The sequence below is a fragment of the Chryseobacterium sp. VD8 genome (assembly GCF_037149975.1).
Lineage (GTDB): Bacteria > Bacteroidota > Bacteroidia > Flavobacteriales > Weeksellaceae > Chryseobacterium > Chryseobacterium indicum.
In genome coordinates, this window is sequence record NZ_JBBCQL010000014.1 from 13,231 (window position 1) to 36,673 (window position 23,443).

Annotated in this window: 26 protein-coding genes and 1 tRNA gene; 23 read left to right on the forward strand and 4 right to left on the reverse strand. The window is 33.5% G+C overall.

The annotated features are described in order from the left end of the window. Positions 1-215 precede the first annotated feature (215 nt). The 8 genes from WFK35_RS03015 to WFK35_RS03050 all read left to right on the forward strand — a co-directional run bounded on the left by WFK35_RS03015 (position 216) and on the right by WFK35_RS03050 (position 7,219). On the forward strand, positions 216-926 hold the full coding sequence (locus WFK35_RS03015; RefSeq protein WP_336731278.1) for a hypothetical protein: 711 nt from the start codon (positions 216-218) through the stop codon (positions 924-926). Positions 927-1,068: 142 nt separating this feature from the next. Continuing rightward, on the forward strand, positions 1,069-2,850 hold the full coding sequence (locus WFK35_RS03020; protein ID WP_336731280.1) for a DNA methyltransferase: 1,782 nt from the start codon (positions 1,069-1,071) through the stop codon (positions 2,848-2,850). Continuing rightward, complete coding sequence (locus WFK35_RS03025; protein ID WP_336731281.1) at positions 2,847-3,218, forward strand: hypothetical protein; 372 nt, start codon at positions 2,847-2,849, stop codon at positions 3,216-3,218. Before WFK35_RS03020 ends, WFK35_RS03025 begins: the two co-directional genes overlap by 4 nt. 154 nt (positions 3,219-3,372) lie before the next feature. Beyond that, positions 3,373-3,780 carry a hypothetical protein gene (locus tag WFK35_RS03030; RefSeq protein ID WP_336731283.1) on the forward strand — a complete coding sequence of 136 codons (408 nt, stop codon included), beginning with the start codon at positions 3,373-3,375 and terminating at the stop codon, positions 3,778-3,780. Between the two features lie 72 nt (positions 3,781-3,852). Then, a complete protein-coding gene (locus WFK35_RS03035; protein ID WP_336731284.1) occupies positions 3,853-4,065 on the forward strand; it encodes a helix-turn-helix domain-containing protein in 213 nt (70 codons plus the stop codon). Between the two features lie 6 nt (positions 4,066-4,071). Beyond that, positions 4,072-5,295, forward strand: a complete 1,224-nt coding sequence (locus WFK35_RS03040; protein WP_336731285.1) for a tyrosine-type recombinase/integrase — start codon at positions 4,072-4,074, stop codon at positions 5,293-5,295. An 86-nt stretch (positions 5,296-5,381) separates the two neighbouring features. After that, a complete protein-coding gene (tcmP, locus tag WFK35_RS03045; RefSeq protein ID WP_336731286.1) occupies positions 5,382-6,485 on the forward strand; it encodes a three-Cys-motif partner protein TcmP in 1,104 nt (367 codons plus the stop codon). Then, on the forward strand, positions 6,482-7,219 hold the full coding sequence (locus WFK35_RS03050; protein ID WP_336731287.1) for a DUF5131 family protein: 738 nt from the start codon (positions 6,482-6,484) through the stop codon (positions 7,217-7,219). Before tcmP ends, WFK35_RS03050 begins: the two co-directional genes overlap by 4 nt. Before the next feature lie 77 nt (positions 7,220-7,296). Here the strand turns inward: WFK35_RS03050 and WFK35_RS03055 are convergent, their stop codons facing one another. Beyond that, the gene (locus tag WFK35_RS03055; RefSeq protein WP_336731288.1) at positions 7,297-9,519 is read right to left on the reverse strand and encodes a hypothetical protein; all 2,223 of its coding nucleotides are present in this window, start codon (positions 9,517-9,519) and stop codon (positions 7,297-7,299) included. Between the two features lie 249 nt (positions 9,520-9,768). On the opposite strand from WFK35_RS03055, the gene WFK35_RS03060 reads away from it, so the two are divergent. After that, complete coding sequence (locus tag WFK35_RS03060; protein ID WP_336731289.1) at positions 9,769-10,740, forward strand: DUF2971 domain-containing protein; 972 nt, start codon at positions 9,769-9,771, stop codon at positions 10,738-10,740. A gap of 67 nt (positions 10,741-10,807) precedes the next feature. On the opposite strand, the gene WFK35_RS03065 is transcribed toward WFK35_RS03060, so the two are convergent. Together WFK35_RS03065 and mce are read right to left on the reverse strand one after the other, a co-directional pair. Then, a tRNA-Ile gene (locus tag WFK35_RS03065) sits at positions 10,808-10,881 on the reverse strand. A gap of 62 nt (positions 10,882-10,943) precedes the next feature. Next, positions 10,944-11,342: a methylmalonyl-CoA epimerase gene (gene mce / locus WFK35_RS03070; protein WP_087705849.1), complete on the reverse strand. Its 399-nt coding sequence runs from the start codon at positions 11,340-11,342 to the stop codon at positions 10,944-10,946. 90 nt (positions 11,343-11,432) lie between these two features. Here mce and rbfA point away from each other — a divergent pair, with 90 nt between their 5' ends. The 9 genes from rbfA to WFK35_RS03115 all read left to right on the forward strand — a co-directional run bounded on the left by rbfA (position 11,433) and on the right by WFK35_RS03115 (position 19,843). Further along, positions 11,433-11,792, forward strand: a complete 360-nt coding sequence (gene rbfA / locus WFK35_RS03075) for a 30S ribosome-binding factor RbfA (protein ID WP_235132816.1) — start codon at positions 11,433-11,435, stop codon at positions 11,790-11,792. A 3-nt stretch (positions 11,793-11,795) separates the two neighbouring features. Beyond that, on the forward strand, positions 11,796-13,001 hold the full coding sequence (locus WFK35_RS03080) for an ABC transporter permease (RefSeq protein ID WP_214588575.1): 1,206 nt from the start codon (positions 11,796-11,798) through the stop codon (positions 12,999-13,001). Between the two features lie 47 nt (positions 13,002-13,048). Next, entirely contained in the window at positions 13,049-14,842 is a 1,794-nt protein-coding gene (locus tag WFK35_RS03085) for an endonuclease (RefSeq protein ID WP_336731292.1), read from the forward strand. Between the two features lie 60 nt (positions 14,843-14,902). After that, a complete protein-coding gene (locus WFK35_RS03090; RefSeq protein ID WP_235132818.1) occupies positions 14,903-15,640 on the forward strand; it encodes a shikimate dehydrogenase family protein in 738 nt (245 codons plus the stop codon). 77 nt (positions 15,641-15,717) lie between these two features. After that, positions 15,718-17,523 carry a DUF349 domain-containing protein gene (locus WFK35_RS03095; protein WP_336731295.1) on the forward strand — a complete coding sequence of 602 codons (1,806 nt, stop codon included), beginning with the start codon at positions 15,718-15,720 and terminating at the stop codon, positions 17,521-17,523. A 61-nt stretch (positions 17,524-17,584) separates the two neighbouring features. Then, on the forward strand, positions 17,585-18,616 hold the full coding sequence (ribD, locus tag WFK35_RS03100) for a bifunctional diaminohydroxyphosphoribosylaminopyrimidine deaminase/5-amino-6-(5-phosphoribosylamino)uracil reductase RibD (protein WP_336731297.1): 1,032 nt from the start codon (positions 17,585-17,587) through the stop codon (positions 18,614-18,616). Between the two features lie 104 nt (positions 18,617-18,720). After that, positions 18,721-18,909, forward strand: a complete 189-nt coding sequence (locus tag WFK35_RS03105; RefSeq protein ID WP_336731298.1) for a bacteriocin-like protein — start codon at positions 18,721-18,723, stop codon at positions 18,907-18,909. 44 nt (positions 18,910-18,953) lie between these two features. Beyond that, positions 18,954-19,118 carry a bacteriocin-like protein gene (locus WFK35_RS03110; protein ID WP_336731300.1) on the forward strand — a complete coding sequence of 55 codons (165 nt, stop codon included), beginning with the start codon at positions 18,954-18,956 and terminating at the stop codon, positions 19,116-19,118. A 122-nt stretch (positions 19,119-19,240) separates the two neighbouring features. Beyond that, positions 19,241-19,843 carry an IMPACT family protein gene (locus tag WFK35_RS03115; RefSeq protein WP_336731301.1) on the forward strand — a complete coding sequence of 201 codons (603 nt, stop codon included), beginning with the start codon at positions 19,241-19,243 and terminating at the stop codon, positions 19,841-19,843. Here WFK35_RS03115 and WFK35_RS03120 read toward each other — a convergent pair. Continuing rightward, the gene (locus tag WFK35_RS03120; RefSeq protein WP_336731305.1) at positions 19,840-20,529 is read right to left on the reverse strand and encodes a zinc metallopeptidase; all 690 of its coding nucleotides are present in this window, start codon (positions 20,527-20,529) and stop codon (positions 19,840-19,842) included. The genes WFK35_RS03115 and WFK35_RS03120 overlap by 4 nt on opposite strands. Before the next feature lie 106 nt (positions 20,530-20,635). On the opposite strand from WFK35_RS03120, the gene WFK35_RS03125 reads away from it, so the two are divergent. The 5 genes from WFK35_RS03125 to WFK35_RS03145 all read left to right on the forward strand — a co-directional run. Continuing rightward, on the forward strand, positions 20,636-21,763 hold the full coding sequence (locus tag WFK35_RS03125; RefSeq protein WP_336731302.1) for a GNAT family N-acetyltransferase: 1,128 nt from the start codon (positions 20,636-20,638) through the stop codon (positions 21,761-21,763). 42 nt (positions 21,764-21,805) lie between these two features. Beyond that, positions 21,806-21,982: a hypothetical protein gene (locus WFK35_RS03130; RefSeq protein ID WP_165762924.1), complete on the forward strand. Its 177-nt coding sequence runs from the start codon at positions 21,806-21,808 to the stop codon at positions 21,980-21,982. 121 nt (positions 21,983-22,103) lie between these two features. Then, positions 22,104-22,475: an NADH-quinone oxidoreductase subunit A gene (locus WFK35_RS03135; protein ID WP_027380112.1), complete on the forward strand. Its 372-nt coding sequence runs from the start codon at positions 22,104-22,106 to the stop codon at positions 22,473-22,475. Between the two features lie 104 nt (positions 22,476-22,579). Next, positions 22,580-23,140, forward strand: coding sequence for an NADH-quinone oxidoreductase subunit B (locus WFK35_RS03140; RefSeq protein ID WP_047397471.1), 561 nt, complete (start codon positions 22,580-22,582; stop codon positions 23,138-23,140). Positions 23,141-23,144: 4 nt separating this feature from the next. Next, positions 23,145-23,443, forward strand: a 299-nt coding sequence (locus tag WFK35_RS03145) for an NADH-quinone oxidoreductase subunit C (protein WP_336731303.1), incomplete at its 3' end; no start/stop codon positions are given.

Below are 23,443 nucleotides of genomic sequence, written 5' to 3' on the forward strand. Positions count from 1 at the left end.
ACCATCATTAAAATTTAACAAAAATATATGAGAAAACAAAATCAACTGCAAAAATTTAGCACAACTTTAGCATTTAAGAAGGTATTAACTGACACCAATCAAAAAAAAGAAAAATAAAACACTAATTTCCAGCAATCTACATATCAGCTACGAAAAAGTGGGTAAAACATTTTGCACGGAGTTAAATTATTTATATCTTTGTAAAAAAATAATCGATGATACTTGATCTGAAACAATTAAATGTAGAACTGAAGCAAAAACAAATCATTAACAATGTTTTGGTTATTGGTTATCCATTCCATATTATAGAAAATAAAAAACGGTCTGAAATAAAAAGAATGTTGGATTCGATTACAAAAGAAAATAATTTTCTTGATCAGATTTATAATGAAATAGAAACTGAAAGATTACGCCTAATTGAGGAAGTTGATAACTTTTATAGTTCTTCGGTAGCAGATAAGATATTTTTAGAAAATAAATTCACTATTGAGGATTTGATCAAAAAAACAAATGATTTTGCTGTACGATTGATGAAACTATCGTTAGTATACAATCCTGATTTTTATAAATCTTTTTCATCAAAAAAGGGATCCGATTCTAAATATGACATGGTGAAAATCAATTGGATTGATGATGATGGTAAAAAGTTCCGAAAGTTTGCAAAGAATTTTGGTAAGGAAGGTAAGGAAGGAACTGAAAAATCTCTTCTTAAAATTCTTGAAGAGTTTTTAGACAATTCAGGTGAACCAATATTTGAAAAAAAATTTAAAACAACAGATGACTTACCATTAATTTTTGACTTATACATTTCGATAGATGGAGTCGACTGGGTTTTTGAGACTAAAAGGTCTTCCAAAGAGAATTTCATTAATACAGCAGTAATACTTGAAACATGGAAACTTTATAAAAATGACTACGGAATCTAGAATTCCTTATCTCTAAATATATCGTGCAAAATAAATGACCCGACAAAATCCAATATCTTTCTTTGAAGATGAAGATGAGTCGTACGTATAACTTTGTTAATAAAAAATCGGGTAAAAAATAATACCCACAAAGTTTCATAATATGAATAAAGACATTTTACAGAACCTCGAAAACACGAAATTCAAGAAGAGGTTAGAAAAGATCAAATTTGATCTGATGGAACAACATCCTTTTCACCTAGAAATTTATGATGTAATTCCAGAAGGATATCTTTCAAAATCATTAGAAAGAAATGGTAACGAACCTATCTATCCACCGGTGCTAGTTGCAAATAATGATAGGTATTTCATTATTTCTGGAACTGGAAGGATTGATCACATGATTAATGAGGGATTTAAAGAATGTGATTGTTATGTGATTGTTAACGGTACTGAAAATCAAATAGTTGATTTGGTAATTGATTTAAACAAATCTAGAATTAAATCGGGAATTGTTCTACGGAAAGAATTTCAACATTTCATGAGGAAATATCCTCCTAAAAAAGGTGTCACAGGTTATAGTCGTTATAAGGAAATTGGAAAAGAAATAGGCATATGTACCGAACGAGTCAAAAAATTAGTTGCGGTAATTGAACAACTTTCCACAACCCATTTTATCTCTATTGTAGACAAAGTTTTTTCAAGAGAATACTCTCTCAACCAATTAAGAAAATTTTGTTCTTTCATTAAGAAAAATGAACCTTCGACAATTATAGCTGAAAAACTACTTGAAAATAATTGTGATTTTGATTTAGTAGATAAAGTTTATGATAAAATTAATTGGGAAAATGATAAAGAAGTAAATGTCCTACTACCCTACTTTACCAATATTAAACAGATTAACGAACTAAATTCGGCAATTGAGCAATTAGAAAAAACAAAAGAAACAATTGAAAATCACAATCAAGGAAAAGTTCCTATTAAAATTTTAACAAAAGAATACAAATCAGAAAATGCTCTTGTATATCATGAAGACTCTAGGATTCAGGTTATACCCGAAAATTTTATTGGTCGTGTGAAAGTGATAATGGGAAGTCCTGAGTATGGATACGATACTAAAAGACCGGGAAGAAAATGGTCTGATAATGATGAAGAACTACGTCAAATGACACCGAAGGAGTTTGCTAGATATATTGCAAACATTTATCAAAGATTTGTCAAATATCTTACAGCTGATGGTTCAATCTACATTATTGTATATGATTACAAAAATAAAGATGGTAGTTATTCATTGTTTCCTGAATATCTGGCAATAGAAATGAGAGAAATAGGATTACATCTAACCGGGAGAAAAAAGTGGATCAAGAACAACCCTTTAAGGAGACAATATTCTTACAAAGATTCAGTAGAAGGATACGAGGATGTATACAGATTTTCACTGTCACCTAACGAATTTTACTTAAATCCTTACATGTTCATGAAAGATGAAGTAGAGACGATTTTTAAAAGAACATCAGGGTGTACAAATCATGGAAATACAAAAACTGGTGTAAAAGGAGGAAAATATTTCCAATCAAATTTGAAAAAAGTAGTGAACGTATTAGATAAAGGATACTGTGAAGATATTATCAAATGTAATGTAGGAAATCCTGGAGATTTTTTCAGACAAGCACAGGAAAAAGAAAACCGTCACAGTTCTACATCACCGATTGAATTAACAGCAACATTAGTATTGGAATCAACCCAACCTGGCGATACAGTATTAGATATCTGGAACGGTGTCGGTAATACAATGTTAAGTTCTCTACTTTTAGGAAGAAAATATGTTGGAATTGAAATAGAAGAGAAATATTTTAGGCAAACTATCGAGAAAGTTGATGAAGTGGAAAACTTTATTGAAGATTATAACATAATGAATATTAACCAAAATAAAAAAATAGCATGATGATTAGAGTAAAAAAACTAAAATACTCAGATGAATTAAGGAAAAAATTTACTGAGACAAATTTCATAACCGAATATAAAGACGCTTTTATTGGAATAACTGAGAATCAGAGGGCTGTGTATGATATTGTATTACTAAGAGAAACTCTAGAAAAGAATCATATTCCTAAAGGTTTTCAGCCTAATTTTGAAATGAGAGAGGAAATCTATCATTGTTGTATGGATGAAATTGATTTTTTACAGAATTTATGGAAGGAAATGTATCAACATAATTCCCCAATTATATCAAAAAATACATTATACTCCTATTCTATCATTCCAAAAATAAAAGAAGGAAAATGGTTTGAATTGGATTTGATCATTTCTTAACAACTATTTACAACCTTTCGTCACCACTCTTTCCGGTGAACTAATTTCTCAAAAACTTAACGACATTATAAATATATCAAAAGGTGTATTAGAGAACTTTTGTCCTTTTCTGGGAAGTTTGGTGGCAATTTTTAAACAATTAAATTAAAATAAAATGAAAAATATAGAATTTATAAAAAGAAATAACTCTAAAGAGTTGATAAGTGAATTTCCAAACTCAACATTTGTTACATCACAATACGATTTTACTGATGCAATCATTGGTGTAACGAGTGACGGTAAAATTGTTTATGACCATTTTTGTATGGAATCAATTATATATCGAAGTCATGATAAGGATGGCTACGATTATACGGAAGATTTTGATGACGAAGATCATTATGCAGATCATGTCCATGAAAAAGTATGTATTTTACAAAATCAATTTCAATCCACTTATTATTATGAAAACCCACCATTATTCTGTACTGATAGCGAATTTTTAGAAAATACTTATCCTTCTTTAATTGAATTTGAAACAGGAGTATTTGAGGATGAAATGTATGATGATGAGGAAGAATAAAGTGATAAAAAATTAGGCAAAAACCAAATAAAGGCGTAGAATAGCCTACGTCTTTATTTTAACATTAAAATAATGACAGAACAAAAATTTTGGGATCTTAATTCTTTGATAGAAAACATTCCTTTAAAAAAGTCAACAGTTTATTCAATGGTTTCACGAAAACAAATCCCTTATAAGAAAATCGGAAAAAAACTGATATTTGATCAAAAAGAGATATTAATATGGTTAAATAACATTAATAAAAATACTACTGATGAAGAAACATTTCCAACATTAAATATATAAATCAATATGGCGACCTGTACTTTAATTTTAGATAAAAGAATTAAGTTAAAAAAAGAAAATTACAATCTCAGCATCCGTGTAATTGATGGAAAAAATCAACTATATCTCAATATTTCAAAAATGACAGAAGCGCAGTACATAAAAATTTTTGTAAAAAAGGAAATGGATATAAGAATGGTAGAATTTCGTAAAAATTGTCAAGAACAGGTTGCCAAAGTTGAAAAAATAATTTCGGAACTTAGAGCATTTGACAGGAATCTGATCAAAAAACTTTTTTTTGAAAAGGACGAAAAGACAATTCAAAAAGACTCTAAAGTATCATTTAAATTAGATGATTTATTCCAAACATATTGTGATGAAAATGAACATTTAAGTATTAGAACCAAAATTCATATTAAACAATCAAAAAATGTCTTTACAAGAGAAAATAACGATCTCACAATTCTAGAAATAACACCGGAATTTTTGAAAAAAATTGAACGAAAAAGATCACAAGAAGGTGTATCTATTTCATCTATAAATTCCAACTTCAGAGACCTCAGAACGGTAATTAATTATTTCATGAAAAAGAAAAACGTGATACCGACTGGTTACCTCTATCCTTTTGGCAAAGGTGGGTATTCGATTTGTGAATATTTTCCAAAAAAACAAGTTTTTACCAATGATGAAATTTCTATGATTATAAATTTGGATAAATTTGAAAGTAATGACGAAGAGTTTGCCCGTGATATTTGGGAACTACTTTATCGATGTAATGGTATCAACTTTGCCGATCTTTTAAGACTAAGATGGGATCAGAGAAATGGTAATTGTTTCGTATTTTTCAGAAAGAAAACAGAGAATACCAGAAAAAAAATGAGACAGGAAATTGTTGTTCCGATAAATCAAAAAGTAGAAAATATTATAAGTAAAGTTGGTGATAAAAATAGTACTTTCTTACTTGGATTTTTAAAAGATGGCTACACCGACGAAAACTTTGATTATATGAATCGGAAAGTTAGAAAAAGTGTCAACAAATCCCTTAAACAAATATCCGAACGACTTGATTTATCTATTACTCTTCAACTCAAAACTGCTAGAGATTCTTATGCTACCGTTCTTAAAAGACAAGGTGTATCGGTAGATAAAATATCAGAAATGTTATCGCATTCAAGTACAGCTGTTACACGACATTATCTTGGTAGTATGGATATGGAAACGGCATTTAATATCAACGAAAATCTTATCTAAAATATTAATTACTAATTAAATATAACTGGCTGATCTTAACAAAGATCAGTTTTTTTTATTTATATTAGTATAACTATTTAACTTTCATGAAACCAAAAAAACACTTTTCCATTCCTTTTGATGAAGGCACGAAGGCAAAATTAGAAATTTTTAGAAAATATTTTAAAGAGTGGTTACCAGTATTTATTTCTTCGCATAAAAACACTTATTGGAAGACCATTTTTATTTATGATTTTTTTTCAGGCGAAGGAAAAGACTCAAACGGAAATTATGGAAGTCCTTTGGTTATTTTAGATGTACTTAACGAGTACAAAGATCTTGTTGAAAAGACAAAAGTAAAAATTAAAGTAATTCTAAATGAGTACAATTATGACACCTTAGAAATTCTCCAAACCAATATAAACGATTTTGACTATAATAGAGACAAAATTGAGGTTAAACTTTACAATAAATCATTTAATGAGTTTTTCAATGAAATTCATCCTTTAATGCAAACGAATCCCGAAATACCTAGACTTATGTTTTTAGACCAATTTGGTATTAAGGAAATCACCGAAGAAATTTTTCAAAAACTTACCGCATTAGATCGAACTGATTTTATTTTTTTTATATCTTCTTCATTTGTCCGAAGATTTAATGAACAAACTGAATTCTCAACCTACATAAAGATCAATAAAAAAGAATTTGATGGTAAAAAACCTTTCCACTGTCACAGAGTTATATTTGATTACTACAAATCACTAATTAATAACAATTACAGACTTGCACCGTTTTCTATAAAAAAAGGTATCAATATTTACGGTTTAATTTTTGGTTCAAAAAATACGTATGGATTGGAAAAATTCTTAAAAGTAGGATGGAACATAAATCCTCACACTGGCGATGCGAATTTCAATATTGATGAAGAAAAGATAATTCAAGGACAATTATCTTTTTTTGATGAAGATAATACTGTAAAAAAAATTGCATTATTACACCGTAAATTAGAAAGAAACATCTTTGAGAAAAAGGAAAATAAAATGTACAATCTTTACGTTGAAACTTTAGAGTTTGGATGTTTACCAAAACACTGCAACGAGTATTTAAGAAAAATGGAAAAAGAAAAAAGAATTGAAATCACCGGAAATTTGATTTCTGATAAAATACATACCTTCGCAAATCAAAAAGATTTTGAAATAAAGATATTATGAAGACCTCAAAAATTGAGTGGACAGATGCGACTTGGAATCCTTCCACCGGTTGTAACAAAGTTACTGCCGGTTGTAAGAATTGTTATGCGGAGACGATGGCAAAAAGATTACAAGCAATGGGGGCAAGTGGTTATGAAAACGGTTTTGACTTCACATTAATGCCTGAAAGAATTGATTTACCTCGTAAAATAAAGAAACCAACAAAGTTCTTTGTCAACTCAATGAGTGACCTATTTCATGAGGATATGCCTTTTGAGTTCTTAGATAGAGTTTTCAATGTTATTGAAGAAACACCGCACCACCAATATCAAATACTTACAAAAAGAGAAAATATATTAGCGGATTACTTTGCAAATAGAAAAGTTCCAAAAAATGTATGGCTGGGAGTAACAGTAGAAAATTCCAAAACAAAAAATCGAATTGATATCTTACGGAAGATTGACGCAGAGATCAGATTCCTGTCCATAGAACCATTAATTGGAGAAGTAGGAGTAATTGATCTGACTGATATTCATTGGGTAATTGTCGGAGGTGAAAGTGGTCACAAAGCACGTCCGATGAAGTCTGAATGGGCAATCGATATCCAAAGACAATGCAACGAACAAAACGTCTCTTTTTTCTTTAAACAATGGGGAACATGGGGAGAAGATGGTGTTAAAAGAAGTAAAAAATCCAATGGTAGAATCCTTTTAGGTAAAGAATGGAACGAAGAACCTCTTTACGATCTTACTTAAATCCAAAGAAACATCAAAAATTTTGATGTTTCTTTGCCTACTTCAAAAAAGTTAAATTAAAAAACTTAGTTTAGATACTACTCAGAACTGTTTTCTAAACCTTTTTTAAGAAGATCAGTCAATTTTTTAATTACATTTCTATCATCTTTAAAAATTTCATCAAGTTTATCTTTCATTGCAGTATCATTTTTCATTTCCTTTTCTAGAATATTCTTAATAGTTTTAATTTTAACCTTATCATTTTCTACAGGTTTAATTTTCGTTCTAAGTTTTGTTTCATCTTTGATAGACATAAAAGGTTCGTACAATTTATTAAATCCTCGACCTACAACCCCTTGATACATATAGAGATTTGGATTAGAAATTTCATTATTTCCTCCCTTTAATATTTGTTTTCTTGAAATACCCGGATAAGGATCAATATAGAAAATATTCTGTATCCCTAATTGAAATGCCTTTTTAGAACAAAGTTCACAAGGACTTGCAGTAGTAAATAAATGACCACCTTTTAATGGTTGTCCTCCATATTTTGTAATCTGCAACATTGCATTTTCCTCTGCGTGCAATGATCTAGTATGAACTTGATTTTTTTGACCTTCGAATGAATTATGAAACTCTTTGAAGCAATAGGGGCAGTTTCGTCCATTTAATTCATCCTTAAATTCTACCGGCACCGAATTTAGAGATTCGACAATTTTATCTTTAAAACTTTTATTATCATCCTCATATCTACCATTCTTCTCAAAATCGGTAAAGACGCTTGGATTTGAGAAACCATCTTTAAATTCGTAAATACTTCGTAAAGAACATGGCGTCTGCCCCTCCGGAACCTCATTCCATCCAACACCTTTTATAGAATATGATTTGTCTGTGACAACAGCACCAACTTGCCTAGATATACAACCAGAATTATACTTGGCATTGAAGGCAATTTGCATACATCTTTCGAGTGCAGACGGAGTTATTATGCCGGGTTGTTTAATAAGGCAGATTAATTTTAGAATTTGCAAGTCACAAGATTTGTAACTAAAAGTATTTTTATCATCTATTTTCTTTTGAAAATCATAGTTATCAATTTGTGAATTTACCAAATTAAGAACCTGAGGTTTAGTTAATCTAAATCTATCTGCATATTTTAGTTCGACTTCAGACTCTTCATCAGCATATACATTTTCAGTCTTGATTTCTTTATCTATATAGATATGATAATCACTTTTTTGAATACAGTTCTCAACATCAACCGCCGCAAAGTTTCCATCTTTGAAATTATCAGTTTTATATTCTGTTTTATCAAATTTAACTGTTTTTAGAATATCATCTTTAGCACCAATTTTTGGTGAGATGTTATTGATTTTATTTTCTAACTTAATGACACGAGAATCTTCATCTCTATTAACTGCTACAAGATAAAAACCGGAGAAACGTTCTCTAAAATAATTAACTTCGAAGGAATTTTTCAATGAATCAATCACTATATTACAAGTACCAAAAGTTCTTTTATAAACCTTAACTAAATACTTAATTGTTTTAGCATTGAAGTAAATATTTTTCGATTCTAATGTCCCTTTTTCTTCTCCATCATCTATTTTCAATGATGATTCAAGATTAATCTTACCACAAATCCTGTACATATATGCTAGTATATGAACAAAACGAATACGTATGCTATGAGAATACAAATCCAATGTATCAAAAAACTTTTCTGCAAAATCGGTAAATTCTGCACTGAAGAAAAAATTACCAATTCTTTGACATTGTATGTTATCTATACTATTTTCAAAAAACTCATGTAAATTTTCACCCTCTATTTTGAAGAAGTCAACGATATTTCCGGTCAAGTTTTCTTCTAAAAAATCTTTTAATTCCTTGTTAATAAAATCTGTGCTGTCAGAGTCAGACCCAAATCTTTCATTAACAAATTTTTTATACTGTCCAATATCTAAAATTATTTTTATAATGTTATCTCTGAATTCTTCTTTGTTATCTTTTTTACAATCAAACAAGAATTGAAATAAAATAACTGATTTATATTTGAGCCTCTGAAAACTAGTGAAGTTATCCTCACCCTTAATGAAACTGTGTAGAATCTCATACTTTAATCCTTCATTTATATTATTTTTTTTGATTTGATCAATTTCATCTTTTAGTATAAGATTCTTGTTATCATTTTCATCAAAATAATTAGAGTATTGTTTACTACATAAAATATCACCAACATCATGCGTACCCCCACCCATTCTTCCGGTAAGACCAATTAAGATAAAATCATTTCTTAATTTGTAAAATTCCTTTAATCCCATATTATTAAATTTCAAAGCATCTTAAAGTCAACTGCTGACTTAAAATATTATTATTAGTTTTTTATAACATCATCAAGTGAAATTGAAATTAAGAGACTGTTATTCCTTGATTGATAGCGCAATATAGCATATAATTACTATTGAGAAAATATTTTAATAAAAATTAAGTCTTATTTTTGTGACTATTCTTAATTATATCACTTCAAAATACCGTTCATCAGTTCCGATAAAATAAATTAATATATTGATATGAAAGTTTACAAATATAGAAGCAACTACGATAGAGATGTAATAAGTCTATCTTTAAATCAATTATTTGCACCAACGTATGAAAACCTAAATGATCCTTTTGAGGGGATGTTTAACGATAAAGAAGATAAAAAAATATTGGAAGTTTTAAAAAGTTTTGATTCTAATAATTTACACAAAGGATACGATGACTTCGTTGAAACAATAAAGATTAAAGGTGTATACTCTCTTTGCAAAACATTCGACAATGAGATTTTATGGTCTCTATATTCAGATTCGCATAAGGGATTTGTAATTGAATATGATTTAGATCTACTTCTTAAAGACTTTAATTTTAATAAGATAATACCTTTAGTTCACACTGTTGAAGTAAAATATAAAGAATCACCGCAAAAAAGTAATATTCTTACAGATTCATACAACAAAAGGATGGACTTAACTAGTATTATTGGCACGAAATCATTATCATGGAAACATGAGAAGGAAATTAGGTTAATATTTGAGGAACAAGGCATCAATACTTATAATTTCAACGCTGTAACATCTATAATATTTGGTCTACGTGCATCAAAAAAAGAGATAACTAAGGTCATGAATATGTTAAAAGGTAGAGGATTGAAGTATTATCAGATGAAAACAGAAACTGACTCATATAGATTAAGACTTATTAACTTGGAAGACCAATTCGAATCGGCTTCAAAATATATTCAAAATAGCGCAACCTATGACGAATATTCAATATCAACTGAATACATCCATACAGACTATCACATCTATATTGACTTACTAAAAAAGAAAGTATCGGATATTTCTTCATTACCAAATATTCTTAAAATTGACACCATAGAAATTTACGGGGAAGTTAACAAACCAAAACTTAATATTATTGCAACTACATCTTATGGGATGCTACCAGTAAGATTTTTTGAATTTCAATTTTTGAATGGTGATTTTATTCAGATAAACATCTGAATCTTGCAACAATCTTGCAACAACATAAAAAAAGACACTCACATCTTCGTAAGTGTCTGATTTTCAGTGGTCCCACCTGGGCTCGAACCAGGGACCACCTGATTATGAGTCAGGTGCTCTAACCAACTGAGCTATAGGACCTCAAAACTTGGTTAAATTTTGTGTTTGCAAAAATAGTAAAATTTCTTTCACTACAAAATTTTTTATTGCTTTTCTTGGCAAAGTTCTACCAGCACGCCGTTTGTAGATTTGGGATGAAGGAAGACAACTAATTTATTATCAGCACCTTCTTTCGGCTCTTCCGAGATAAATTCAAAACCTTCTTTTTTCAGTCTTTGCACTTCCTCCAGAATATTTTCCACACCAAAAGCCAGATGATGGATGCCCTCTCCCTTTTTTTCAATAAACTTTGAGATCGGGCTATCCTCTTTACTCGCCTCCAAAAGCTCAATCTTACTTTCTCCGGCAGCATAAAAAGAAGTTACCACCCCTTCCCTTTCCACAGATTCCTGTTTATAAGATTCCTTCCCTAAGAGCTTTGCAAAAAGTTCATCAGAAACGCCTAAAGATTTTACGGCAATGCCGATATGTTCTAATTTCATAAATATTTAAATAAATTAAGTCGTAAATTTGATACAGCGACCAGATTTCAAAGTATCAATTCAAACAAAAGTACTAAATTTGCAGAAATTATGGAAAGTAACAGACAAAGAAAAGTAGCACAGATTATACAGGAAGATTTCGCAGAACTTTTCCGCAAGCAGGCTTCAGAAAGCAGACAAAGCATTCTGGTAACGGTTTCGGATGTAAAAGTAACAGCGGATCTGGGTATTGCCAAAATTTATTTAAGCATATTTCCGCAGGAACACCGCAAAGCTGTAATGAAGGAAATTGAGGAGAACAAGGCACAATACAGAAACTTCATCGGTCAGAAAATGGCGAAGCAGGTTCGTGTAATCCCTAATCTTAATTTCTACTTAGACACTTCTCTTGATGACGTTGAAAAACTGGAACGAGAATTGAGAGGTGAAGGTGACAACCCTATTCTGTAGCCCTTGAAAAACATCGCATTTTATATCGCTTCCCGATACCTTTTGTCTAAAAAAGGCAGTACTGCCGTTACGTTTATTACGTGGCTGGCGGTTGGTGCGATGACGGTTGCCGTTACTGCAATGTTCGTTATTATTTCAGTCTTTTCGGGGCTTGAAGACCTCAATAAAGAATTGATTTCAAATCTCCATGCCGATCTTACCCTTAAAAGTGCTTCCGGAAAAACGCTGAAAGATTTTGATAAAATAAATTCCGTTCTCAAAAACAATAAAGAGATCAGCAATTTTTCGAGAGTTATTGAAGAAAAGGTGTACATCAGCTACAACGGAAAGGGAGATATTGCTTATCTGAGAGGCGTAGATTCTGCTTATACGAAAGTAAATCCCATCAACAAAGATGTTTTTTACGGCGCTTATCCGAGTTTCAAATATTCCAATGAAGTTTTAATGGAAAACTCTCTGGATAACAGACTTTCGATTCCTGTACCCTCAACTTCGGATTATGCAACGATTTTTATGCCGAAACCGGGAACCGGAATCATCAATAAAGAAGAAGATATTTATAACAAAAAAGACATTCTCGTCTCCGGAGTTTTTGCAGGAAAAGACCAACTGGACAATTATATTATTGCTCCTGTAGAATTAACTGAAGAACTGTTAAACCTCCCAAAGCACTCTGCCTATCAAATCGTTATTAAATTAAAAAATCCGGAAAATGCAGATTCTGTAAAACAAAAGCTGATTTCGTCTCTTGGAAAAGGTATTGAAATAAAAACCAAAGAAGAAGAAAATGCAGCATTCTGGAAGATGATTAATACAGAAAAGCTGTTTATTTATTTAATTTTTGCATTGGTTATATTCATTACCACCTTCAATTTAGCAGGTGCCATTATTATTCTTCAGCTTGATAAAAAAGAACAGGCAAAATCCCTTATTTCATTAGGGTTTCCGTTAAGTCATTTAAGACAGGTCTATTTCTATACCGGAGTTTTAATTGTTATTTTAGGAATTATTTCGGGTTTAATTTTAGGAACGGGACTCTGCTATTTCCAGCAGTTCACAGAATTTTTTAAAGCCAACGAAACCTTACCTTTTCCGGTGAAAATAGTAGGTAAAAATTATCTTATTGTTGCCGTTACCGCATCGTTATTCGGCTTTGGAATTTCATGGGCATTTTCTAAGATCAGCAAAGATTATATTACTAAAAATTAATACATAAGCTTTCATTTTTTCGTATCTTTGCGTCCCAATTTTTAAAAATGAAACGTAAATTATTCTCTTTTTTATTGAGCTTTGTCTTGATAAGTACATTCGCTCAGATTCCTACGGGATATTACGACGGAACTGCAGGTCTTACCGGAGCTGCTTTAAAAACCAAACTGAAACAGATTATCACAAACGGTCACATCGACAACGGTTATAATGGTTTATGGGCTGGTTACGCAACGACAGACCGTGATAACATCGCCATGGCAGGCTATGAAAACGACAATACCATTTTAGATATATACTCTGAAAATCCAAACGGTACAGATCCTTACTCTTATAATTACCCTTCAGGACAGTGCGGATCTTACAGCGGAGAAGGAGGCTGCTATAACAGGGAGCACGTTGTTCCTCAAAGTTTATTCAACAGCAATGCTCCGATGGTTTCAGACATTAATTTCATCAGACCAACAGACGGAAAAGTAAACGGGATGAGATCTAACTTTCCATACGGAAAAGTGGGAACTGCATCTTTCACTTCTTTAAACGGATCAAAACTGGGAACTTCTGTTTCTCCGGGATATTCGGGGACGGTTTTTGAGCCGATTGATGCTTTTAAAGGTGATATTGCCAGAATGATCCTGTATTTCGTAACAAGATATGAATCTCAGCTTTCCGGTTTCGGAACAGGAAATATGTTGGGAGGTTCTGCATTTCCGGGATTACAGACATGGGAACTGAACCAGCTATTGGCGTGGCATAATGCAGATCCAGTTTCTGCTACTGAAATTGCAAGAAACAACGCTTCTTACAATTATCAGGGAAACAGAAATCCATACATCGACCATCCTGAATACGTTGCTCAGATCTGGGGAACTCCCGTTGTTGATACACAGGCTCCTACTGCTCCTACCAATTTGGCGACCAGCAATCCTACATCCAACACGATTTCTTTAAGCTGGACGGCTTCTACAGATAATGTTGGCGTTACAGGATATGATATTTATAAAGATGGCGTTTTATATTCTACGGTTACCGGAACAACTGCTACGGTTTCAGGATTGAACCCTTCCACAACCTATAATTTTTATGTAATTGCAAAAGACGCCGCAGGAAATGCTTCTCCGGCAAGTAATACCGCTTCGGGAACCACTCTTGCAGGCGGACAGCCGGGCGGAAGCTGTGGGACAGAAGATTTCTCAAATATTCCTGCTGCCTCTTCAGCCTACGCCACCCAAACCTGGACTAACAATAATATCACATGGACTGCAACAGATGCAAGAACAGACCAGACTATCAACGGTAAGGCTATTACTGTGAGAAACGGAAATTTACTAAGCTCTGCAGTTTCAGGAGGAATCCAGAGTTTAACGGTAACTGCACAGTTAAAATTCGGAGGAACCGACAGCTCATTAAATGTTGAAGTAAACGGAGTTCAGGTAGGAACCATTCCTTATAATGCCGCAGCTCCTACAACTACTACGATTAATAACATCAATGTGAGCGGAAATATTACGATTAAACTGATTAATCCTGTTTCCGGAAACAGAGTGGCAATTGATGATCTAAGCTGGACCTGCTTCACTTCATTAGGAACTGCAGAAACATCCAAAGATAAATCTCAGTTTACCATCTACCCTAATCCTGTAAAGAACAATGAATTATTTGTAAAAGGAGAAAACCTGAACAGAATATCAAAAGCTCAGATCTATGATCTTTCAGGAAAACTGATCGAAACGATTGAAAATCCTTTCAAAACTTCTAACAGAATTAACCTGAAAGGATTGTCCAAAGGAAACTACATCCTGAAAACGGATTCTTATTCCGCGAAATTTATAGTGAACTAAGACAAAAAAATATTTATATGAAAGACCGGTTTTTCCGGTCTTTTTTTATAATTTTATCCTATGGATTCCAATAAAAAATTAGGCTTGATCGGGAAAAACATTTCCTACTCTTTCTCAAAAAAATACTTTGAAGACAAATTTCAGAAACTGATGCTGAAAGGCTATTCTTACAGTATTTTCGATTTAAATGAAATTGATGAAGTAAAAAATCTGTTCTCTGCTCCGGATTTAGCAGGATTTAACGTAACAATTCCCTACAAAGAAAAAATTATTGATTATCTGGATGAACTGAGCGATGAAGCGAAGAACATCGGGGCTGTAAACTGTGTATTGATTGAAAACGGAAAGAAAACAGGTTATAATACCGATGCTTTCGGATTTGAAAAGACTTTGCTGCTTCACAAAAAACCACATCATGATTCAGCCATCATTTTAGGAAACGGAGGCGCTGCAAAAGCCGTAAAATATGTTTTGGATAAACACGGAATTCCATCGGTTACGGTTTCCCGAAGCACAGAAATTAATTATGACAATTTAGATGCTGCTACCGTTGAGAATCATAAGCTGATTATCCAGTGTACTCCGGTAGGAACTTTCCCGAATGTGGAAGACTGCCTGAATTTTCCTTTTGAAGGTCTTTCAAAAGATCATCTGATTATTGATTTAATTTACAACCCAAACTATACCAGATTCATCATCAATGCCGCTGAAAAGGGAGCTAAAACAGTAAACGGTTATTATATGCTGGAACAGCAGGCAGAAAAAGCCTGGGAAATTTGGAACTTTCAAAAAAAATAACATAAATTAGTACTATATTAGCTTTTTAGCATTATATTTAGAGGATATTTTAATGCCACTCACATAAACGATTTGCTATGACTACAGAAAACAACCTTTCTGAAAACGAGGAAAACAAGAACTCTAACGAAGTCCTTCAGGAAAAGCCATTGGAAAACACAGAAGTTCAGGATGAAAATGTTCATCATGAAGAGACAGAACATGAAGAAGAACACGAGGATGTAGACATTTCTCTTGCCGATGCCTTAAAGGAAATGGAAAGAATCATCAATGCGCCCAACGCTGGTGAGGATTTCAAAAAATTCAACCAGCTGAAAGAAAAAGCAAGTCATTACATCCATGATGAAGTGGAAGATAAAAAGCATGAGTATACAGAAGCCGGAAATGCTCCTGAAAATTTCAGCTATGAGCATCCTTCTCAGGCAAAATTCTCTGCTTTGGTGAATATTTTCAGAGAAAAGCATGATGCCTACCAGAAAGGTCAGGAAGAAGAGCAGAAGAAAAATCTGGAACACCGCCAAAGTATTATCGAAAGACTTAAAAACCTTTATACCAACTCCGAACCGGGAACCAATCTTTTCAAATCGATTAGAGAAATTAAAGAAGAATGGTCTAAAGCGGGACAGGTTGCAAAATCTGAATTCAGGATTCTCAACAACAACTATTTCCACCATCTGAACCAGTTTTATCAGATGCTTGATCTGAATAAAGAATTTCTGGAGCAGGAATACAGCCACAATCTTGAAAAAAGACAACACATCATTGAACGTGCAAAACAGCTTGAGCACGAGCCTGTAATTCAGAAAGCGCTGAATGAACTTCAGTATCTTCATAAACTCTGGAAAGAAGAGGCAGAACCGGTTGCCGAAGAATTCCGTGAGAAAACATGGGAAGAATTCAAAGAAATTTCAAATAAGATTCACGAAAGAAAATCTGAACTTTCCGCAGCTATTGAAACGGAGCAGAACGAAAATCTGGAAAAGAAAAATCAGATTATTGCTGAAATTAAGAAACTTTCTGAGCCCGGTGAAAATCCCAACCATAATTACTGGCAGAATGCGATCCGCAGAGTGGAAGAACTTCGTTCAGAATTCCTGAAAACAGGAAGCGTTCCGAGAAAGCTTTCCAACCAAAACTGGAATGAATTTAAAACAATTCTTAGAGGATTCAACACAACAAAAAATACCTATTATAAATCGTTAAAAGGTTCTCAGCAGGCAAACCTGGAAGAAAAATTAAAACTGATCCAGACTGCGAAAGACAACCAGAATAACGAAGAATGGGACATTGCCGTTCCTTTGTTCAAAAAACTTCAGGAAGACTGGAAAAAAATCGGGCATGTTCCGAAAAGCATGACGAATAAAATCTGGGACGAATTCCGTGATGCGTGTAATGCGTTCTTCAACAACTACCGTGAAAAAAGCAACGCTTCTGCGGATAACTGGAAAGAAAATTACAAGCAGAAAAAAGCAATTCTTGACGAGTTAAAAACAATTGGGAACGAGGAAGGCAGCATCGAAAGAATTGAAGCCATTAAAACCGCATGGAACAACATCGGAAAAGTACCGAGAGATAAAATCTCCATCAACACAGAATTCAACAAAACGTTGAGAGAAAAACTGAAATTAAATAAAATCAACGAGCTTGAACTTAAAGAAGAAGGATTATCTGAAAACCAGCTTACAGACAAAGCAAGAAAAATCAAGAGCCAGATTTCTGATCTTGAAGCTGAAATCGTAAAACTTGAAAACAATCTGGCGTTCTTCAAAAACCCATCAAGAGAAAATCCTATGTTGAGAGATACTTATGATTCTATCGACGAGAAAAAAGCTCATCTGGAAACTTTAAAACAAAATCTTCACAGCATTATTGCCGGAGAATAACAATATTTAAAAAACAAAAAGAGCGGAGCAAAGCAATTTGACTTCGCTTTTTTCATTCAGTATGCAGGACGAATTTTATATTAAAAGAGCCATAGAACTCGCTGAAAAAGCGACTGGAAAAACCTATCCGAATCCTTTGGTGGGAAGTGTAATTGTGCATAACGGTAAAATTATCGGTGAAGGTTATCATCAGAAAGCGGGAGAACCTCATGCGGAAATTAATGCTATTAATTCTGTTGAAGATCCATCTTTGATTCCCGAATCCACTATTTACGTTACATTAGAGCCTTGCGCACATTACGGAAAAACGCCGCCCTGTGCTTTAAAAATCAAGGAATTAGGCTTTAAAAAAGTGGTTGTTGGAGCGATGGATTCTCATGACAAAGTGAACGGAAAAGGGAAAAAAATCATTCAGGATGCAGGAATTGAAGTGATTTCAGGTGTTCTGGAGAAAGAATGTATTGATCTCAACAAAAGATTTTTCACTTACCACGAAAAGAAAAGACCTTACATTATTCTGAAATGGGCGCAGTCCGGAGACGGATTTCTGGATAAAGACTTTAAGCCAACCGCAGTTTCAAATTCTTTAGTGAATCAGTTTGTGCATCAGTTGAGAGCCGATGAACACGCCATTTTGGTCGGAACACAGACCGCTTTAAATGACAATCCCAGCTTAACGGTAAGAAATGTGGAAGGCGTTAATCCTGTGAGAATTTTAATTGATTTTGATCTGAAAGTTCCTCAGAATTTTAAAATTTATAACGAAGAAGCGAAAACCATCGTGATTAATTCTGTAAAAGAAGAAATTGCAGATCATGTTCATTTTATTAAAACTGAAAAAGACAACTTCCTTCAGAATCTTATGGAAGCTTTGTATAAAGAACAGATTCAGTCTGTAATCATCGAGGGTGGAAAATTCACTTTACAGCAGTTTATAGATGCTAATCTTTGGGATGAAGCCATTATTATTAAAAATGAAAGTCTTCTTCTTGAGAACGGAACCCAAGCTCCTGTTTTTGACCAGTCAAATCCTTTCAAAACTGAATTTATCAGAGATAACCGCATTGATTTTTTTCTTTCAGAAAGTATTTAAATATTTAATAATCAAAAATTTAACATAATAAATATTTTGCAATTTTTCACCATAGTTTGAAATTAATTATGTAGCTTTATGATGAACTAAAAAAAATCATCATCATGAAAAATCTGAGAAAATTATCCAAGCATGAACTGAAAAGCGTTCTGGGAGGAATCGAAACCTGTGATCAAAACTGCATAACAGGATATTACAAATGCTGTATCCCGCGCCAGAAATATTATTGTCTTCCGCTTGGTACAAAGTGTACAAGTCAGGGCGGTCCTTTAGATCCGTCACAAGCTATTTAATTAATTAAAATTTTTAATACTCCAATCAAGTTAATACAAACTATATGAAAAATCTGAAAAAACTTCAAAGAAAAGAGCTTAAAAAGCTTGTCGGAGGAATAGCACCGGTTTGCTGTTCTTATTATCCGCCAAATTTACAAAGATGTTGTAAAACACCTTCAAGTATGAGTTGTCCTCCGCCTTGGCTGGAAGGAAGCTTTCCTTGTTAATCGAATAAAGAGAACTGTAACGGTTCTCTTTTTTATTGTCCGTTTCCGGGACTTTTTCTTAAAAATATTTTACCTTTGAATAATTATTCTAACATTCGAAAAAATATTTTTCCTCTTTATATATGTTCAATTTTAAGACGATAGAATCTGCGGTAGAAAATACTTTGTTAAAAGAAAAGGGAAGTAAATTTCTGGGTTTTGCATTCCCTGTGAACAACGAGGAAGAACTGAAACACGCTTTGGAAAAAATCCGTGCAGAACATCCGAAGGCAACGCATCATTGTTATGCTTTCAGAATGGGACTTAACGGAGAAAATTATCGCGCAAATGACGACGGAGAACCTTCGGGAAGTGCCGGACTTCCGATTTACAACCAGTTATTGGCGAATGAAATTACCAATGTTCTGGTTATTTCCGTCCGTTACTACGGAGGAACAAAACTGGGGGTTTCCGGTTTGGTAAAAGCCTATAAAGAATCGGCAAAAATTACACTGGAAGAAGCAAATATCATTACAAAAGAACTTGAAACGACTGTTGAGATTCAGTTTAATTTTAATCAGCAGAATATCATTTTCACTTTACTGTCGAAGTATGATGCCAAAGTCCTGCAATTTGATGCGAATGAAAACTGTATAGTAACCGCTTCCCTGAAACTTTCACAAAAAGAAAACATCTCGGAAAAGCTATCCGAGATGCAATATGTTTCATTCACATTTAAAGATTAATCTCTTCTTCCCCCCATTAATAAGGAAGCAAAATAAAGAAGCTGTACTAAAGACCCGATCGCAGCAACAACGTAAGTTCTCGCTGCCCATTTCAAGCTGTCTTTTACGCCTACATATTCTTCGGCAGTTACCGTTCCCGTATCGCGAAGCCATTTCATTGCCCTGTTGCTTGCATCATATTCTACAGGAAGTGTTACAAATGCAAAAAGCGTTGTTAAGGCAAACATAATCACTCCAATGGTAAGAATCAGTTTATTTCCGCTTAATGCCATGATGACAAGTCCTCCCATGATTACAAACTGCATCAGATTGGAGCTTATATTTACTACCGGAACCAATTTTGACCGTAACTGCAACATGGAATATCCTACTTTATGCTGAACGGCATGACCGCATTCATGAGCTGCAACAGCCGCTGCCGCTGCATTCCTCTGCATGTAAACCGCTTCGGAAAGATTAACTGTTTTATTTTCGGGGTTGTAATGATCTGTTAACTGCCCCGGAACCGACATTACCTGAACATCATTAATTCCGTTGTCTCTCAGCATTTTTTCCGCAACTTCCTTTCCGGAAAGTCCGTTTCTGAGGTAGACTTTAGAATACTCTTCAAACTTCGATTTCAGCCTCCATGAAACAAACCAGCTCACCGCCATCGAAACAATAATAATCAAATAATAACCATTCATCTCTGTAATCTTTAATAATATACTTTTCATCCCATATGATGTAAAAACTGTGCCAAAGTATTGTATTAATTTAGCTATATTTGTTCCATAATTTCACGAAAGAATCATGTCAGAAATTTCAGTTATTGAGGTAAAAAACAGCGATCAGCTAAAGCAATTCGTAAGATTTCCGATGGATCTGTACAAAAACAATCCGTATTACGTTCCAGCTCTTATTAATGATGAGATTAAAATATGGAACCCGAAGGAAAATCCGGCACTGCAATACTCTGAAGCCAAACAGTTTCTTGCATATCAGAATAATAAAATCGTCGGAAGAATTGCCTTAATGATCAATCATAAAGAAGAACGTGAACTAGGGATAAGAAAAGTACGTTTTGGCTGGATTGATTTTATTGATGACGAAAAAGTTTCTCAGGCACTCATCGGAAAAGCAGTTGAGTATGCCAAAGAAAAAAATATCGGAAAGATTGAAGGACCAATGGGTTTCACCAACCTTGATAAAGCCGGAATGCTGACTTTAGGCTTCGATAAACTGGCAACGATGATCGGAATCTACAATCATGATTATTATCCGAAACATCTTGAAAAGTTAGGCTTAACCAAAGAAAAAGAATGGGTGGAATTTGAAATTATGTTCCCGGATTCCCTTCCGGAAAAAATTTACAAATTCAATGAACTGATATCCCAAAAATATCATCTGAAAGTTCTAAGATTTAAATCTAAAGAAGAAATCCTACAGTATGTGGATGCGATGTTTGATCTGCTGGATGAAACGTACAAGCATCTTTCTACCTACACTCCTATTTCGGATGAACAGCGAAAAACCTACAAAGAGAAATATTTCCCTTTAATCGATAAAGATTTCATCGTGTGTATCGCAGATGAAAATGACCATCTGATTTCTTTTGCTATTACAATGCCCTCCTATTCAAAAGCTTTGCAAAAATCCAAAGGCAAACTGCTTCCTTTCGGATGGTGGCATTTTTTACAGGCAGGAAAGAAAAACGACAGGGCTAATTTTTATCTGATCGGAATTCATCCCGATTATCAGAGACGAGGTGTAACGTCCATTATTTTTAAGGAAATCTGGGATATCTTCAATAAAAAAGGAGTGAAATATCTGGAAACCAATCCGGAACTGGAAGAAAACAAAAGCATCCAGCTTCTTTGGCAGGATTACAATCCCGTAAACCATAAAAGAAGGAGAACCTACGCTCTGGAAATCAAATAATTTTTCATCATCAAAAAGTAGACTTATTGTAAGTTTTAAAATATGAAACCACAACTCATCATTTTCGGAATTTTAATTGCCGGATTTATTGCATACAATTTATTTTTCCAGTTGGCGGATGACAGAACCAATACGGCGGTGAATATTATCTACGCAAGTCTCCTTTTTGCCTATATTTCCTTTATGGCGTATTCTCTCATCAGAAAAATGAAAAAATAATTGTTATTTTTAATGATTCTAAATTATCCGTTTTGCCTATTTTGGAGCCACTTTTAACCTCATAAATTTCATGCTTTCTTGTTTATTCGCTAAATTTGCAAATTGAGATAATAATGCAAAAATGAATTTACCTGAAAGTTATATTCCAATCCTTATACAAGCAGGTGTTGCGATCGGTTTCGTAGCCATTTCTTTGCTTGGAGCGCATTTTTTAGGTCCGAAACAGAAAAAAGGAAATTCTGTAAAAAACCAGAGCTGGGAATGTGGAGTCCCGGTAGAAGGAAATGCAAGAACACCGTTTTCCATTAAATACTTTTTGACGGCGGTATTATTCGTATTATTCGATATTGAAATCGTATTTTTTTATCCGTACGCAGTAAACTTCAGAGAATTCGGAATGGAAGGATTCCTTGCCGTTCTTACATTCGTGGCAATCTTTTTCATGGCATTTTTCTATGTATGGAAAAGAGGCGCTTTAGATTGGGATAAATAAGAAATTATAAATTTTAAATTACAAATTTTAGATGGCGATTTTCGATTAAAGTTTACATTAACAATAATTTAGAATCTAAAATTTAAAATCTAAAATCTACTAAAATGTCAGATAACAAACCAGTAATAAGAACAGATGCACCTGCTCCGGAAGGATTTGAAGGAGAAGGGTTTTTCGCAACGAAACTGAGCAGTGTAATCGGGATGGCGAGAAAATTTTCTCTTTGGCCTTTACCATTTGCAACCTCTTGTTGCGGTATTGAGTTTATGGCTACGCTGAATCCAACATACGATGCTTCCAGATTTGGTATGGAAAGAAACTCTTTCTCTCCAAGACAGGCAGATATGTTGATGGTTTGCGGAACAATATCCAAAAAATTAGGACCTGTCCTGAAAGAAGTATACACTCAGATGGCAGAACCGAAATGGGTAGTTGCAGTTGGAGCCTGCGCTTCCAGCGGTGGTATTTTTGATACGTATTCTGTTTTACAGGGTATTGACAAAATTATTCCGGTAGACGTTTACGTTCCGGGATGTCCTCCGAGACCGGAACAGATTATTGAAGGCGTAATGCAGGTTCAGGCTTTAGCAGAAAGCGAAAGCATCAGAAGAAGAGATATGCCTGAATATCAGAAATTACTAGATTCTTACAATATTAGCAACTAACGGAATGACAAACGAATTTGTATTAGAAGCAATTACAAGAGAATTTCCGGAGTCTGTTATTGCAAGTTCAGAGCCATATGGAATGCTGACGATTGAGGTAAAAAAGGAAGACCTGAAGAAAATCGTTCACTATCTGAAAGATTCATCACTGGAAATCAATTTCCTTACCGATGTGTGCGGAATCCATTACCCTGAGTTTCCGGAAAAGGAAATCGGCGTGGTTTATCACCTGCACAACATGATGACGAACTTCAGATTACGTCTGAAAATATTCATGTCCAGAGAAAACATCGAGGTAGATTC

Bases quoted from the DNA above. Each gene is read 5' to 3' on its own strand.
- WFK35_RS03015 (WP_336731278.1), top strand. From the start codon at position 216: ATGATACTTGATCTGAAACAATTAAATGTAGAACTGAAGCAAAAACAA.
- WFK35_RS03020 (WP_336731280.1), top strand. From the start codon at position 1,069: ATGAATAAAGACATTTTACAGAACCTCGAAAACACGAAATTCAAGAAG.
- WFK35_RS03025 (WP_336731281.1), top strand. From the start codon at position 2,847: ATGATGATTAGAGTAAAAAAACTAAAATACTCAGATGAATTAAGGAAA.
- WFK35_RS03030 (WP_336731283.1), top strand. From the start codon at position 3,373: ATGAAAAATATAGAATTTATAAAAAGAAATAACTCTAAAGAGTTGATA.
- WFK35_RS03035 (WP_336731284.1), top strand. From the start codon at position 3,853: ATGACAGAACAAAAATTTTGGGATCTTAATTCTTTGATAGAAAACATT.
- WFK35_RS03040 (WP_336731285.1), top strand. From the start codon at position 4,072: ATGGCGACCTGTACTTTAATTTTAGATAAAAGAATTAAGTTAAAAAAA.
- tcmP (WP_336731286.1), top strand. From the start codon at position 5,382: ATGAAACCAAAAAAACACTTTTCCATTCCTTTTGATGAAGGCACGAAG.
- WFK35_RS03050 (WP_336731287.1), top strand. From the start codon at position 6,482: ATGAAGACCTCAAAAATTGAGTGGACAGATGCGACTTGGAATCCTTCC.
- WFK35_RS03055 (WP_336731288.1), bottom strand. From the start codon at position 9,519: ATGGGATTAAAGGAATTTTACAAATTAAGAAATGATTTTATCTTAATT.
- WFK35_RS03060 (WP_336731289.1), top strand. From the start codon at position 9,769: ATGAAAGTTTACAAATATAGAAGCAACTACGATAGAGATGTAATAAGT.
- mce (WP_087705849.1), bottom strand. From the start codon at position 11,342: ATGAAATTAGAACATATCGGCATTGCCGTAAAATCTTTAGGCGTTTCT.
- rbfA (WP_235132816.1), top strand. From the start codon at position 11,433: ATGGAAAGTAACAGACAAAGAAAAGTAGCACAGATTATACAGGAAGAT.
- WFK35_RS03085 (WP_336731292.1), top strand. From the start codon at position 13,049: ATGAAACGTAAATTATTCTCTTTTTTATTGAGCTTTGTCTTGATAAGT.
- WFK35_RS03090 (WP_235132818.1), top strand. From the start codon at position 14,903: ATGGATTCCAATAAAAAATTAGGCTTGATCGGGAAAAACATTTCCTAC.
- WFK35_RS03095 (WP_336731295.1), top strand. From the start codon at position 15,718: ATGACTACAGAAAACAACCTTTCTGAAAACGAGGAAAACAAGAACTCT.
- ribD (WP_336731297.1), top strand. From the start codon at position 17,585: ATGCAGGACGAATTTTATATTAAAAGAGCCATAGAACTCGCTGAAAAA.
- WFK35_RS03105 (WP_336731298.1), top strand. From the start codon at position 18,721: ATGAAAAATCTGAGAAAATTATCCAAGCATGAACTGAAAAGCGTTCTG.
- WFK35_RS03110 (WP_336731300.1), top strand. From the start codon at position 18,954: ATGAAAAATCTGAAAAAACTTCAAAGAAAAGAGCTTAAAAAGCTTGTC.
- WFK35_RS03115 (WP_336731301.1), top strand. From the start codon at position 19,241: ATGTTCAATTTTAAGACGATAGAATCTGCGGTAGAAAATACTTTGTTA.
- WFK35_RS03120 (WP_336731305.1), bottom strand. From the start codon at position 20,529: ATGAATGGTTATTATTTGATTATTATTGTTTCGATGGCGGTGAGCTGG.
- WFK35_RS03125 (WP_336731302.1), top strand. From the start codon at position 20,636: ATGTCAGAAATTTCAGTTATTGAGGTAAAAAACAGCGATCAGCTAAAG.
- WFK35_RS03130 (WP_165762924.1), top strand. From the start codon at position 21,806: ATGAAACCACAACTCATCATTTTCGGAATTTTAATTGCCGGATTTATT.
- WFK35_RS03135 (WP_027380112.1), top strand. From the start codon at position 22,104: ATGAATTTACCTGAAAGTTATATTCCAATCCTTATACAAGCAGGTGTT.
- WFK35_RS03140 (WP_047397471.1), top strand. From the start codon at position 22,580: ATGTCAGATAACAAACCAGTAATAAGAACAGATGCACCTGCTCCGGAA.